Source organism: Mycolicibacterium parafortuitum (assembly GCF_002086815.1).
Taxonomy (GTDB): domain Bacteria; phylum Actinomycetota; class Actinomycetes; order Mycobacteriales; family Mycobacteriaceae; genus Mycobacterium; species Mycobacterium parafortuitum.
The window spans coordinates 317,806-331,406 of the sequence record NZ_MVID01000003.1; the positions used below are offsets into that span (position 1 = coordinate 317,806).

Annotated in this window: 13 protein-coding genes; 6 read left to right on the plus strand and 7 right to left on the minus strand. The window is 68.2% G+C overall.

All coding sequences use genetic code 11. The features are described from left to right. Positions 1 to 8: 8 nt before the first annotated feature. The 5 genes from BST38_RS06310 to BST38_RS06330 all read left to right on the plus strand — a co-directional run bounded on the left by BST38_RS06310 (position 9) and on the right by BST38_RS06330 (position 4,679). Positions 9 to 416 (plus strand): STAS domain-containing protein, encoded by a 408-nt coding sequence (locus BST38_RS06310; RefSeq protein WP_083142389.1) that lies wholly within the window; start codon positions 9 to 11, stop codon positions 414 to 416. Between the two features lie 141 nt (positions 417 to 557). Then, a complete protein-coding gene (locus BST38_RS06315; protein WP_083142390.1) occupies positions 558 to 1,754 on the plus strand; it encodes an acyl-CoA dehydrogenase family protein in 1,197 nt (398 codons plus the stop codon). Continuing rightward, positions 1,747 to 2,988, plus strand: coding sequence for an acyl-CoA dehydrogenase family protein (locus tag BST38_RS06320; RefSeq protein WP_237160680.1), 1,242 nt, complete (start codon positions 1,747 to 1,749; stop codon positions 2,986 to 2,988). Before BST38_RS06315 ends, BST38_RS06320 begins: the two co-directional genes overlap by 8 nt. Before the next feature lie 11 nt (positions 2,989 to 2,999). Next, entirely contained in the window at positions 3,000 to 3,257 is a 258-nt protein-coding gene (locus BST38_RS06325) for a hypothetical protein (RefSeq protein WP_083142392.1), read from the plus strand. A 9-nt stretch (positions 3,258 to 3,266) separates the two neighbouring features. Then, a complete protein-coding gene (locus tag BST38_RS06330) occupies positions 3,267 to 4,679 on the plus strand; it encodes an NCS2 family permease (RefSeq protein WP_083142393.1) in 1,413 nt (470 codons plus the stop codon). A gap of 6 nt (positions 4,680 to 4,685) precedes the next feature. On the opposite strand, the gene BST38_RS06335 is transcribed toward BST38_RS06330, so the two are convergent. From BST38_RS06335 to BST38_RS06365, 7 genes are all read right to left on the minus strand, one after another. Next, complete coding sequence (locus BST38_RS06335; RefSeq protein WP_110781551.1) at positions 4,686 to 6,293, minus strand: diflavin oxidoreductase; 1,608 nt, start codon at positions 6,291 to 6,293, stop codon at positions 4,686 to 4,688. Between the two features lie 78 nt (positions 6,294 to 6,371). Then, positions 6,372 to 7,010 (minus strand): TetR/AcrR family transcriptional regulator, encoded by a 639-nt coding sequence (locus BST38_RS06340; protein ID WP_420872563.1) that lies wholly within the window; start codon positions 7,008 to 7,010, stop codon positions 6,372 to 6,374. A 99-nt stretch (positions 7,011 to 7,109) separates the two neighbouring features. After that, positions 7,110 to 8,132: a sugar phosphate isomerase/epimerase family protein gene (locus tag BST38_RS06345; protein ID WP_083142395.1), complete on the minus strand. Its 1,023-nt coding sequence runs from the start codon at positions 8,130 to 8,132 to the stop codon at positions 7,110 to 7,112. An 82-nt stretch (positions 8,133 to 8,214) separates the two neighbouring features. After that, a complete protein-coding gene (locus tag BST38_RS06350; RefSeq protein ID WP_083142396.1) occupies positions 8,215 to 9,087 on the minus strand; it encodes a sugar phosphate isomerase/epimerase family protein in 873 nt (290 codons plus the stop codon). A 4-nt stretch (positions 9,088 to 9,091) separates the two neighbouring features. After that, complete coding sequence (locus BST38_RS06355; RefSeq protein ID WP_083142397.1) at positions 9,092 to 10,123, minus strand: Gfo/Idh/MocA family protein; 1,032 nt, start codon at positions 10,121 to 10,123, stop codon at positions 9,092 to 9,094. Between the two features lie 4 nt (positions 10,124 to 10,127). Beyond that, positions 10,128 to 11,045: a sugar phosphate isomerase/epimerase family protein gene (locus tag BST38_RS06360; RefSeq protein ID WP_083142398.1), complete on the minus strand. Its 918-nt coding sequence runs from the start codon at positions 11,043 to 11,045 to the stop codon at positions 10,128 to 10,130. Further along, positions 11,042 to 12,469 (minus strand): sugar porter family MFS transporter, encoded by a 1,428-nt coding sequence (locus BST38_RS06365; RefSeq protein ID WP_083142455.1) that lies wholly within the window; start codon positions 12,467 to 12,469, stop codon positions 11,042 to 11,044. The genes BST38_RS06360 and BST38_RS06365 overlap by 4 nt, the downstream gene beginning before the upstream one ends. A 133-nt stretch (positions 12,470 to 12,602) precedes the next feature. Here BST38_RS06365 and BST38_RS06370 point away from each other — a divergent pair, with 133 nt between their 5' ends. After that, entirely contained in the window at positions 12,603 to 13,595 is a 993-nt protein-coding gene (locus tag BST38_RS06370; protein WP_181792095.1) for a LacI family DNA-binding transcriptional regulator, read from the plus strand. Positions 13,596 to 13,601 lie beyond the last annotated feature (6 nt).

Sequence of the window (13,601 nt, forward strand, 5' to 3'; positions counted from 1 at the left end):
GGGCTGCGATGTACGGCAATCCGACGTTTCACTGCGACGGCGCTGATATTCGGGCGCACTGTCGGCAGTTGGCCACCGTCGTGAAGGTCGCGGGTCGTCTCGACAGCGCCAACGTCGAACGCGCCGGCCGTTACCTCGACCGGTTCATCATTCCCGAGAAGCCCTTCGTCCTGGACCTCGGTGACGTCGATTCCTTTAGCGAGGAAGCGATTTCACTGCTGTTCGTCGTCGACGACCTCTGCACCGCCGCCGGTGAGGAGTGGTCGCTGATCGCCAGCCGCGCGGTCGAGCAGACACTCCGCGACGCCGGGATCGAGTTCCCGGCGGCCGGCTCGGTCCCCGAGGCGCTCAACCATTTCGCCGATGCGATGGTCGCGCGCCGCCGTCTCCTCCCCCTGCTCACCAAGACTGCGTAAGGATCACTGTGTTACTCGATGTCAGGTGGCTCCGATTCCTGCTCCAGCGCCGTCACAGGGCGCATCATCACAATTTGGCGCTGACGGCTCACTAGGCCGGTTGCACGCACCTGCCTAACGGGCACTGGCTAATGTGCTCGTATGGGCACTGACGCCGCTGCCGACCAGGTCGCCGATGCCGCGCGACGGGTGGTCGCCGAACACGATCCGAAGTCGGTTCCGATTCCCGAGTTTCTCGGCGCCTGTTTCGACGCCGGCCTGTCCTGGGTGCATTTCCCGGAGGGTTTCGGCGGCCTCGGCGTCTCCCGCGGCCTCCAGGCCGTCGCCGACCGGATCCTGCAGGGTGCCGGCGGACCGGTGCCGCTGGGTCTGAACCCGATGGGGTACGGGATGGCCGCCCCGACGGTGCGCGAGCACGCGCAGACCGACGACGTCCGAAAGCAGCTGCTGCGGCCGCTGGCCACCACCGAGGACATCTGGTGTCAGCTGTTCTCCGAACCGGGGGCGGGTTCCGACCTGGCCGGGCTGGCGACGTCGGCGGTACTCGACGGCGACACCTGGATCATCAACGGCCAGAAGGTCTGGACCAGCCTGGCCCACCGCGCCAAATGGGGTCTGCTGCTCGCGCGCACCGATCCGAACATGCCCAAGCACAAAGGGCTGACGTACTTCGTCATCGACATGCACGGCGAGGGCGTCGAGACCCGTCCGCTGCGGCAGATGACCGGGCACGCGGAGTTCAACGAGGTCTACATCACCGACGCCCGGATCCCGGACGCGTTCCGGCTCGGCGCGGTCGGCGACGGCTGGCGGGTCGCGATGACGACGCTGATGAACGAGCGCAGCGCGCTCGGCGGCAGCGGCAGCAGGCGCGGCGCCGGCACCATCTCGGATGCGGTCGCGCTGTGGGCGTCGCGTCCCGATCTGCACACCCCCGTGCTGCGGGACCGGCTCAGCTCACTGTGGCTGCGCTCGGAGGCCCAGCGCCTCACCGCCGAACGGTCCCGCGCGTCGGCAACGGTCGGCGGCCCGGGACCGGAGGGCTCGATCGGCAAGCTCGTCGGCGCGGAACTCAACCAGCACATCTACGAGTTCTGCATGGACCTGCTCGGCCCCGAGGGGATTCTGTACGACGGATACGGCAAGGGCGACCGCGACGGCGATGCCGCCGACTGGCGCGGGCCGGTGCAGCAGCGTTTCCTGCGCAGCCGCGCCAACACGATCGAGGGAGGAACGTCGGAGGTGATGCGCAACATCCTCGGCGAACGGGTGCTGGGTCTGCCGGGTGATCTGAGGGCGGATGCGGGGATCGCGTGGAAGGAGATCCCGCGTGGCTGAGGAGCTTGCGGATCAGACCAGAAGCACAGCTGAGGAGCTTGCGGATCAGCCCAAGAGCACAGCTGAGACTCTGGCTGCTGGCGAGTGGGTGTTCACCGACGAGCAGAACCAGCTGCGCGCGGCGGTGCGCGCGTTCTGCGCCGATCACGGCGACGAGACCGCGGTGCGCGAGGCGATGGAGTCCGATCCGCCGTTCGACGCGAAGATCTGGCGCCGGCTCGGCTCCGAGCTGGGCGTGTTCGGGATGGCGGTGCCCGAGTCCGCCGGCGGCGCCGGCGGCAATCTGGTCGATCAGGCCGTCGCGGTCGAGCAGCTCGGCGCCGCGCTGACGTGCGGTCCGCTGTTCGGCACGGTCTATCTCGCGATCCCGGCGCTGGTCGCGGCCTCGCGCGGCGCGCAGCACCTCGAACCGCTGATCGAGGGCACCCGCACCGCGGCGTTCGTCGTGCGTGACGACGCGGGCGCGTTCGACCCGGCCACGGTTGCGGTTCAGGCGATCCGGGCAGATCAGGGCTGGGCGCTGTCCGGCACGGTCGAGCGGGTGGTCGACGCCGGTGCCGCCGACGTCCTGCTGGTCGCCGCGGGCACACCCGACGGCGTCGGCCTGTTCGCGGTCGACGCCGAAGCCTCTGCGCTGCAACGCATTCCGCTGACCACGCTGGATCTGACCCGCCCCCAGGCCACGGTCGTGCTGACCGATGCCCCGGCGGAGCTGATCGCGGGCCCCGACGAAGCCGAGCGCGTCATCACCCACGCCCTCCAGGTGGGTGCGGCGCTGCTGGCCGTCGAACAGGTCGGCGCCGCGCAGCATCTGCTCGACCTGAGCGTGGACTACGCGAAGAACCGGCTGCAGTTCGGCAGACCGATCGGCTCCTTCCAGGCCGTCAAGCACCGCCTGGCCGACGACCTCGTCGCCCTCGAGCATGCCCGCTCGACGGCGTACCACGCGGTCTGGGCGCTCACCGACGGCTCCGACGACCCGGCGCTGGCGGTCAGCATCGCGCAGGCGATCTGCTCGGATGCGTTCGTCCGGGTTGCGACGGACACGATCCAGGTCCACGGTGGTATCGGATTCACCTGGGAGCACCAGGCCCACCTGTACTACAAGCGGGCCTACACCGACGCGGCACTGCTGGGCAGCGCCGAGCAGCACCGGTCCCGGGTGGCCGAACTCGTGCTCGACGCCGCGCCCGAGAAGAACCCCCCACCCGTCGCGACCGGTACACCCAGCTGAGAGGGAACGCCATGCTGTCCAAGACCACCGCGCGACAACGGTTCTCGCGCTACCTGGGCGCTGCGGCGCTCACCGCGGCCGTCGCAGCGCCGGTGGCCGCCGCGCTGGCGGCATCCCCGTCGGCGACGACCGCGCAGTGCCCCCCGGGCCAGACCGGGGTGATCTACGGCTGCGCGCCGTTCTGCGTGGAGGGCAAGTACCTGGACACCCAGACCGGGTTGTGCATGCCGATCGCGCCGCCTCCCCCACCGCCCGCTCCGCGTTTCTAGGAACATCTCGTGAACTCAGTGGACCGCTTCTTCGAAATCACGGCCCGCCAGTCGACGCTGGGCACCGAGATCCGCGGTGGCGTCGTCACGTTCATCGCGATGGCCTACATCATCGTGCTGAACCCGATCATCCTGTCGAGTTCGCCCGACGTCACCGGCGCCCAACTCGAATTCGCGCAGGTGTCGGCGACCACGTCGCTGGCCGCCGGCGTGATGACGATCCTGTTCGGCCTGATCGCGCGACTGCCGTTCGCGCTGGCCGCGGGGCTCGGCATCAACTCGTTCCTGGCCACCACCGTCGTCGGTGACCTCACCTGGGCCGAGGCGATGGGCCTGGTGGTCATCAACGGCCTGATCATCGTGCTGCTGGCCGTCACGGGGCTGCGCCGGCTGGTGTTCGACGCGGTGCCGATGCAGCTCAAGCTCGCGATCACCGCGGGCATCGGGCTGTTCATCCTGTTCATCGGGCTGGTCGACGCGGGCTTCATCGGCTCCACCGGGCGGCCGTCTCCGCCGGTCGGTCTCGGTGCGGGCGGGCTCGGATCCATCAGCACCGTGCCCACCCTGGTGTTCGTGCTGACCCTGGTACTGACCGGATTCCTCGTCGTCCGGAGGGTTCGCGGCGGAATCCTCATCGGCCTGGTGGCCGGCACCGTCGTCGCGGTGGTGATCGAGGCGATCTGGCACCTCGGATCGGCCGTCGACAATCCCGGCGGCTGGAGCCTGTCGGTGCCGACGCTGTCGGGTTCGCCGTTCGCGCTGCCCGACCTGTCGCTGGTCGGTGAGTTCAGCCTGGACAGCTTCAGCCGCATCGGTGTGCTCGCCGCGGTGATGCTGATCTTCACGCTGGTGTTCGCGAACTTCTTCGACGCGATGGGCACCATGACCGGCCTGTCCCGCGAGGCGGGCCTGTCCGACGAGAAGGGCACGTTCCCGCGGTTGAAATCGGCGCTGATCGTCGAGGGCGCCGGTGCCGTGGTGGGTGGTGCGACGTCGTCGTCGTCGAACACCGTGTTCATCGAGTCCGGCGCCGGTATCGAGGAAGGCGCCCGCACCGGTCTGGCCAACGTCGTGGCCGGCGTGCTGTTCCTGGCCGCGATGTTCATCAGCCCGCTCGCGTCGATCGTGCCCACCGAGGTGGCCGCCGCGGCGCTGGTGATCGTCGGCGCGATGATGGTGTCGCAGCTGCGCCACATCGACCTGACCGAGTTCTCCATCGCGCTGCCGGTGGTGCTGACGGTCGCGGTGATGCCGTTCAGCTACTCGATCGCCAACGGCATCGGGGTCGGTTTCATCGCCTGGGTGCTGATGCGCACCGCGGCAGGGAAGTTCAAGGAGATCAGCCCGCTGCTGTGGGTGGTTGCCGCGGGCTTCGCGATCTACTTCGCCCGCACCCCGCTGGAGTCCCTGCTCGGTATGTGACCGGCGTCAGTACACGTCGCGCAGGTAGCGACGAGCGGTGATCAGCTCGTTGACGTAGGCGTGCGCCGCATCCGCGGAGAGCCCGCCCGCGGTGCGGATCACCTCGTGCAGGGTCCGGTGCACGTCCCTGGCCATGCGCTCGGCGTCGCCGCACACGTAGAGGTGGGCGCCGTCCTGCAGCCAGGCGTACACCTCGACCGCGTGGGTCATCATGTGGTGCTGCACATAGTCTTTGGCCGCTTGGTCCCGGGAGAACGCGCAGTTCATCCGTGTCAGCACGCCCGCCTTCGCGAAGCCCTCGAGGTCGTCTCGGTAGAGGAAGTCGCTGTCGCGGTGGCGACCGCCGTAGAACAGCCAGGACGGGCCGGTCGCCCCGACCGCCTGGCGTTCCTGCAGGAACGCCCGGAACGGTGCTATGCCCGTGCCAGGTCCGATCATGATGATCGGCGTGTCCGGCCCCGGGAGCCGGAAGGTATCGTTGGGCGCCAGGTGAATTCGTACCCCGGTGGCCCGATCGGCAAGGTACCCGGAGGCCGCGCCGCGGTGCGCGCGGCCGCGGGCCTCATACTCGACGGTCGCCACGGTCAGGTGGATGCGATCGGGGTGCACCAGTGGGCTGGACGCGATCGAATAGTCGCGGTGCTGCAGGGGCCGAAGCGTCGGAATCACCTCGTCGACGGCGAGGTCGGCGAGTGCGAGAAGATCCAGCACGTCACGGCCGAACAGCCAGTTCGTCAATGTCGCGGAGTCACCGCTTCGCAGGATCGCGCCGGCCCCCGCGTCGCGGGTGCGCGACGCGACCAGAGCCTGCAACGCACCCGTGGGAATGCGCAGTTCGAGCCGCTCGGTCAGTAGCACGCCGAGTGGTTGATGATGTTGGGGCACAACGTCATCGGCATCGGCGCTGAGCCTTTCCAGGACGGCGTGGACGAGGCGGGGATCGTTGACCGGATGTATCCCCAGCGAGTCACCGGCCTGGTAGGTGATCCCGCTGTCAGCGAGGTCGATCTCGTAGTGGCGCACGGACTTGCCCGATCCCGGCGGGGTCAATGCCCGATTCACGGCCAGCCGTGCCGGAAACGGGTTGCGGCGGCTCCACTCCGAATCAGGTGCCGCCTCCGACGGGACGGCCGCGGTGCCGCCTGCGGGCGAGGCCAGTTCGGCCAGCCGCGTGATCACTTCGGCAGTCCACGCTTCCGACGGCTCCTCGAATTCGAGGTCGCAGTCCACCCGGTCGAGCAACCGACTGGCGCCCAACTGCTCGAGCCGTGCGTCGACGAGCTTGCCCGCGTTGTTGAAGTACGGATAGAAACTGTCGCCGAGTCCGCAGACCGCGAACGTCAGGTGGTCGAGGCGCTCGGCATCGTCGTGCTCGAGTGCCTCCCAGAACACCTCGGCGTCGTAGGGTAGCTCACCGTCGCCGTAGGTGGCGGTGATGACGACGAAGTGCGTCGCCGCCTTCAGCGACTCCATGTCGAGGTCGTTGAGGTACTGGGGTTCGACCTCGATGCCGACACTCGCGGCGGCCTGCGCGAACTTCTTGGCCACCATCGCCGAATTGCCGGTTTCCGTGGCGAAACCGAGCACCAACGACAATGACCGCTGTTCCGGCACCGAGACACACCCCCTCAAGTAAGGACACCCTTAGTTGGAAGGGACCTTAATCTCCGGAGCCGCGTCTGTGTGGGTTCCCTACCCGACCGTGGGGCGCACGGCGGCCACTCCGGCGATCACCGCGCGGAGCTGGCGGACGATGTCGTCCGAGGCCAGCGGCTCGGCGGAGCCGCTGGCGAAGGCCAGGATGCGGCCGCCGAGATAACTCAGCACAACCGAGATCTGCTCGTCGAGGAGATCTCGGTCCAGCGGTCCATGCTCGGGCTGGGCGGCGATGACGAGGCGTTCGACGATCCCGCGGAAGCTCTCCCCCATCTGTGCGAAGTTCTCCGACAGCACTGGGTCGCCGCGGGCGAGCAGCGACAGCTCCAGCCGGGCGCGGGTCCGCGACAGTTGCGGGTCCTCGCGAATCGACAGGATCTGCCTGGCGAGCCGCGTCGCGATCACATCGCCGTCCCCGATCGGCGCATCCTTGAACGCGGCCGCGAAGGCCTCGGCGTCATAGCGGACCAACTGATCGGCGACGCCGTGCAGCAGTGCCGTTCTGGTCCGGAAGTAGAACGAGGTCGTCCCGTCGGGAACCTCCGCCCGACGGTCGACCTTGAGGTGGCTCAGGCCGCGGGGACCGTCCTCGGCCAGCAGCGCGATCGCGGCGTCGCAGAGGCTGCGACGACGTTCGACGGCGTTGTGCTTGCGGCGGTTGTCAACGCCGACAATATTACGGCCGCGTCAGGCAGCTAATAGGCGAAATCGCATTCTGGCGCCGATGTTCTCGGACTTTTGCGGCGGGAAGAAGTTTCGGCGAGCGCGCCGAGTTCATCGACGCGCTGGTGGTGCCATCCCGGTGAGTGCGGCATCGGCCGCCCGCAGCACCTCGGCCGCCGCGGCGATGCCCTCGATCCGTCCGAGCTCGACGTCCTCGTGCTCGATGTTGACCATCATGTCGGGGTCGACCTCGCGCAGCGCGCGAAGGAATTCGGTCCAGTACGCGGTGTCGTGCCCCTTGCCGAGCGCCACGAAATCCCAGGCCGAATTCTTCGGCCACTCGTTGGCCCATTCGTCGGCGCCGAGATTAATCCGCGGCTCCTGGGGCGACAGCCGCCGGAAGCTGTTGTCCAGCACGCCGTTGAGCGCGACGGACTCGGGATTGACGCGGACGTCCTTGGCGGCGGCGTGCAGCACGAGTCCGCCGAGATGACGAACCACTTCGACGGGGTCCATCTGCTGCCAGAACAGGTGTGACGCGTCGAGCTCGACGCCGAGGTGGGTCGCCCCGGTGCGCTCGAGGAGTTCGTGCACCGACGCGCAATTGAAGACGAGGTTCTGCGGATGCAGCTCGAGCGCGACCTTGACGTCGTAATCGCGGGCCAGCCGGTCGGTCTCGCGCCAGAACTCGGTGGCGACACCCCACTGATGGTCGAGCACGTCGAGTGCGGCCGAGTTCCAGGCGTTGACGATCCAGTTCGGCCGCACCCCGCCGGGTTCGCCCGCGGGCAGCCCGGACATCGTCACGACGCGATGCTGGCCGAGCCGTTGCGCGAGCCGGATCGACCGGTGGACGTCGGCGGCGTGCCTGACACCGATCTCCGGATTCGGGTGAAGCGGGTTGCCGTTGCAGTTCAGTCCGGCGATCGACACTCCCGTGCCCTCGAAGACGCCGAGGAAGTCGTCGCGCGCGGTGTCGCTGACCAGGATGTCGTCGATGTCGGGCACATGAACCGGCGCCAGGAAACCGCCGGTGTTGAGCTCGATGCCGGTCAGACCGAGTCCGGCGATCACCGCGATCGCGTCGGACAGCGGCCGGTCGTGCAGGATCGCGTTGTACAGGCCGAGTTTCATGGTTCTCCCTCCGCGCCGAAATTGCATTCCAGCAGGCGTCTACTCGCACTTTCGCTGCTGGAACGCAATTTCGGCGAGTATGTCAGCGGTACTTGTCGACGTACTCGGTCATGGTCGCCAGCTGATAGCGCGACACCTCGTGGGCCTGCTCGTCCTCGGCGAACACGCTCGACACCATCACGGTGTCGTCGCGGTCATAGAAGCCGAGTTCGGCCAGCCCGCCGAAGAATTCGTCCCAGTCGACGTCGCCGTCACCGATTTTGAGGTGCTGGTGCACCCGGACCGGGTTGCCCGGCGGGTTGGTGATGTAGCGCAGCCCGTGGGAGCGGTGATGGTCCATCGTGTCGGCGACGTGCACCAGACGCAGCTTGTCGCCGGCGGCGGCCATGATCTCGGCCATGTTCGCGCCCATGTGGAAGGCATGGCAGGCCACGAACACCATGCCGATGTTCGGTGAGTTCACGCCGCGGATGATGCGCACCGCTTCGAGGCCGTCCTCGACGAAATCGTCGGGGTGCGGGTCGATCCGGACATCGATGCCCTCACGCTCGAAGATCGGCACCAGCTCTTCCATCGACCGGAAGAACGCCCGCTCGGACTCCTCGGCCCGTTCGGGGCGGCCGGAGAACTCGGTGTTGACGACGTTCACGCCGAGATCGACGGTAATCTGCACGACGCGCTTCCAGTTGCGCACCGCGGCCTCGCGGGCGTCCTCGTCGGGACCCGACCAGCGCAGCACCGGCAGCACGGACGCGATGCCGACGCCGGCGTCGGCACAGGCCTTGCGGAACTTCGCGACCAGATCGTCGTCGGCACGCGGGTGGTTGTAGAACGGGATGAAGTCGCGGTGCGGCGTCAGCTGCAGGTACTCGTATCCGAGATCTGCAACCACAGAAGGCAATTCGAGCAGCGAATAGTCGTGGTGGAACGGTGTGGGGTCGAGGGCGATCAACATGTCGTCAGGCTCCCGGGATCGAGGTGCGGTCGGCCATCGTCACCGCGACGCGTTGTCCGGACCGCAGGGCCTGTACCCCCGCTTCGCACACCGCGGTGGCGGCGTAGCCGTCCCATGCGGTGGGGCCGTCGGTGTAGTCGCCTGTCTCGGCGCCCGTTCGCACCGCGTCGATCCAGCGCTGGATCTCGGTGTCGTAGGCGCGGCCGAACCGCTCCTTGAAGCTCGGCGTGATGGTTCCACCCCACGTGCCGGGGGCGCTCTTGCGGACCAGACCGACATCGAGACCGATCATCGCGCTGCCCTTCTCGGCGACGAGCTCGGTGCGCACCTCGTACGCGACGCCCGTGGTGACGAACAGTTCGACGTCGACGTGGCGACCGCCGGCGGTGCGCATGATCGCGATCTGCGGATCGGACAGTCCGCCGCCGGCCAGGGAATTCGGTGTGGGCGTGACGATCTGGACAGACGTGATCTCCTCACCGAACAGGAACCGGGTGACGTCGACCTCGTGGACGAGCGAATCGCGCACCGTCATCACCGAATCGAAGTGTGCGGGCACGGCCGGGTTGCGGTGCACGCAGTGCAGCACCAGCGGGTTGCCGAGCTCTCCTCCGTCGATGAACGCCTTCAGCGCGGCGTACTCGTCGTCGAAGCGGCGCATGAAACCGACCTGGATCAGCCGGATTCCGAGTTCGGCCTCGCGGCGCACCACCTCCAGTGAGGTCTCGACGTCGGTGGTCAAAGGCTTCTCGCACAGCACCGGCTTACGGTGTTCCAGGCACGCCAGCAGTTGCTTCTCGTGCGTCGGGCCGGGAGTCGCGAGCAGGACCGCGTCGACGTCGGGGTCGGCGATCGCGTCGAGCGGATCGGTGACGGCCCGGCAGCCGGGGATGGTGACGGCGAGCTGTTCGGCCTTCTCGGTGACGTAGTCGTTGACGACGCTGACGCGGGCGCCCGAGATCCGGGAGGTGATGCGGGCGACGTGGTCGGCGCCCATCAGGCCGACGCCGAGCACGGCGATGCGGACATCGTTCATGGTGTCAGAACCTCACAGACGGGATACCGCAGGACCCGAGGTAGCGCCGGGTCCGTTGGGCGATGGGCAGCGGGGCGTCGACCTCGCAGGGATACATGTCCTGCTCGACGATCGCGAAGACGTCGATACCGAGACGCTCGATCTCGGCCAGCAGCGGCGGTATCTCCGGGATGCCCAGTGGCGGTTCGGTCATCGCACCGAGCTTCACCGCCTCCCCGAAGGGCAGGTCCTCGGACTCGACCTCGGCGCGCACCACCGGGTCGACCTGCTTGAGATGCAGATACCCGATGCGCTCCGGGGCGCGGCGGATGATCGCGAGATTGTCGCCGCCGCAATAGGAGATGTGCCCGGTGTCCAGGCACAGATTCACGAACCGGCCGTCGGTGCCGTCGAGGAACCGGTAGACGTTGTCTTCGGTGTCGACATGCGAGTCGGCGTGCGGGTGGTATTGCGCACGCACCCCGTAGGTTTCGAACATCGCCTTACCGAGGTCGTCCATCCCGGCGGTCTTGCGGGCCCACTGCTCGGCGGTCAGGGTGCGGTCTTCGAGCACCTCGCCGGTGGCCGGGTCGCGCCACATCTCCGGGATCACCACCACGTGTTCACCGCCGACCGCGGCGGTCAGCTTCGCGACGTCGTCGATCTGCTTCCACACCGAGTTCCAGTTGTCGGCCGCGGGAACCCCGTCCCGGTGCAGATGCTCGAACACCGTCCCCGCCGACAGCTTGAGCCCGCGCGAACCCAGTTCGTCGGCCAGTTGCGCCGGATCGGTCGGCAGGTACCCGTACGGGCCCAGCTCGATCCACGTGTAGCCGGCCGCGGCCACCTCGTCGAGAAACCGCGTGTACGGCGTCTGCTGCGGATCGTCGGGAAACCACACGCCCCACGAGTCCGGCGCCGATCCCACGTGAATTGTGCTCATACTGCGGTCCTTTCCAGGGAGTTGGGAGTGCCGATGGCTTCCAGGCGCTCTTCGAGTTGCTCGAGGGAGGTGCCCTTGGTCTCCGGTACGACGCGATGCACGAACACGAACGACGCGATGTTGACGACGACGAACAGTGCGAACGTGCCGGTGGAGCCGAGGGCGTTGTTCAGCAGCGGGAACAGGAACGAGATGACCGCGTTGGTGCACCAGAGCACGAAGACCGCGATGCCCATGGCGAATCCGCGCACCGACAGCGGGAAGATCTCCGACAGCAGGAGCCACACGCAGGTGCCGATGAACATCTGCACGAACCCGACGAACAGCACCATGCACGCGAGGATCACGTAGCTGCGGGTGGTGTTCTCCGGCAACAGGAATGCCGCGGCGAGGAGGGCCTGGGAGGCGGCGACGCCGGCGAAGCCGATCAGCAGCATGGTGCGCCTGCCGATGAAGCCGAGCAGGATGATGCCGATGATCGTGGTGACCACCGACGTGACGCCGACCGCGATCGTCGCGACGAGTGCGGCGCTGACACCCAGCCCGCTCTGCTCCAGGATCGTCGGGGCGTAGTAGTTCACGGTGTTGATACCGGTGGCCTGCTGGACGATCGCCAGCCCGCAGCCGATCAGCACCACGCGGCGGATCCACGGCACGTCCCGGATCACCGTGAACGGGGTGCCCGCGGTCTTGAGCGCGTGGGACTTACGCATGTGGCTGGTGTGCTCGACGACGATCGCGTACTCGTTGTCGGCGTCTTCCGGATTCCGGCTCAGCGCCAACACCTTCCGCGTCTCCTGCAACCGGCCCTTCAGCGCGTACCAGCGCGGGGAGTCCGGAAGTGCCAGCATCCCGAGGAACAGCGCGACCGCGGGGATCGACGCGACGGCGAGCATCGTCCGCCACACGTGCGGGTCCTGGATGAGATGGTCGAGCAGGGCGTTGGTCGCGAACGCGAGCATCTGACCGGTGACGATCATCAGCTCGTTGATGGTGACCATCCGACCGCGGCGCTCGGCCGGCGCCATCTCGGCGAGGTAGAGGGGGCAGGTCACCGCGGCGGCCCCGACACCGAGGCCGAGGATGATGCGGGCGGCGACCATGATCTGCACGTTCGGGGCGAGCGCACACCCGAGCGCACCGACGAGGAACAACCCCGCACAGACCAGCAGGGCATTCTTGCGGCCGATGCGGTCGGCGACCCGGCCGCCGAACAGGGCGCCGAAGGCCGCCCCGGGGAACAGCAGCGCGCTGACCACCGTGGCCTCGCCGAACGCCGACAGCGCCAGGTCGTCCTTCATGTACAGCAGCGCCCCCGAGATGACTCCGGTGTCGTAGCCGAACAACAGTCCGCCGAGGGTGGCGATCACGGTGAGCTTCGTCAGGAACTTGCCCGAACTGCCGGGCGAAGGTTGTGCGGACACGAGCACCTCGTTTCTGGAACTAACGCGCGTTAGTAACGCGCGTGAGACCTACTATGAACCCGACCCGTGAATGTGTCAACCGTCACTCCGAGCGAACGGACAACCAGTGAGCGCACCCCGGAAACGGCCCACCATGGCCGACGTCGCGGAGCGCGCCGGGGTGTCGCGCACGCTGGTGTCGTTCATCCTCGACGGCAAGCCGGGGGCCAGCGAGGAGACCCGGCAGCGGGTGCTCGCGATCGCCGACGAGATCGGCTACCGTCCGGACGCCGCGGCGCGCCTGCTCGCACAGGGCCGCAGCCGCACGCTCGGCGTGATGCTCGACGTCCGCCAGCTGTTCCAGGCCGAACTCGTCACGCACCTGTACCCGGCCGCCGAGCACCTCGGCTACGAGGTGCTGCTGTCGGCCAACCTTCCCGACCGCACCGAGCCGACCGTCGTCGAGTCACTGCTCAGCCACCGGTGCGGCGCCCTCGTGCTGCTCGGGCCGACCTCCGACGCCGAATACCTCAGGCAGCTCGCCGACCGGGTGCCGGTCGTCGTCGCGGGCCGCCGGTTGGCCGGCATCACCACCGAGTGCCCGCTGGCGACGGTGAGAACCAACGACACCAAAGGGATTCGACAGGCCATCGACTACCTCGTCGAGCTCGGGCACCGACGCATCCACCACGTCGACGGTGGCACCGACCCCGGTTCGGCCGACCGGCTACGGGCCTACCGCGCCGCGATGCGGGCGCACGGGCTCGGCGACGAGATCGTGGTGATCCCGGGGGCGCACAACGAGGAAGCGGGCGCGGCGGCCGCACGGACGATGCTCGCCGGGCCCGACCTGCCCACCGCGGTGCTGGCCGGTAACGACCGCTGCGCGCTGGGCGTGCTCGACGTGTTCACCCGCGCAGGCGTCGACGTCCCCGGTCAGGTGTCGTTGATGGGGTACGACGACAACAGGCTCTCGGAGAACCCGCGCATCGACCTGACCACGATCCACCAGGACGCCCGCGAGATCGCACGGCACGCGGTGGATCTGGCGGTGCACATGCTCGTCGACGGCCCGTCACGGGCGGCCGACGTGGTACTGGAACCGACGCTGGTGGTGCGCGGGACGACCGCGCCGCCGCGGGACTGAGCGCGC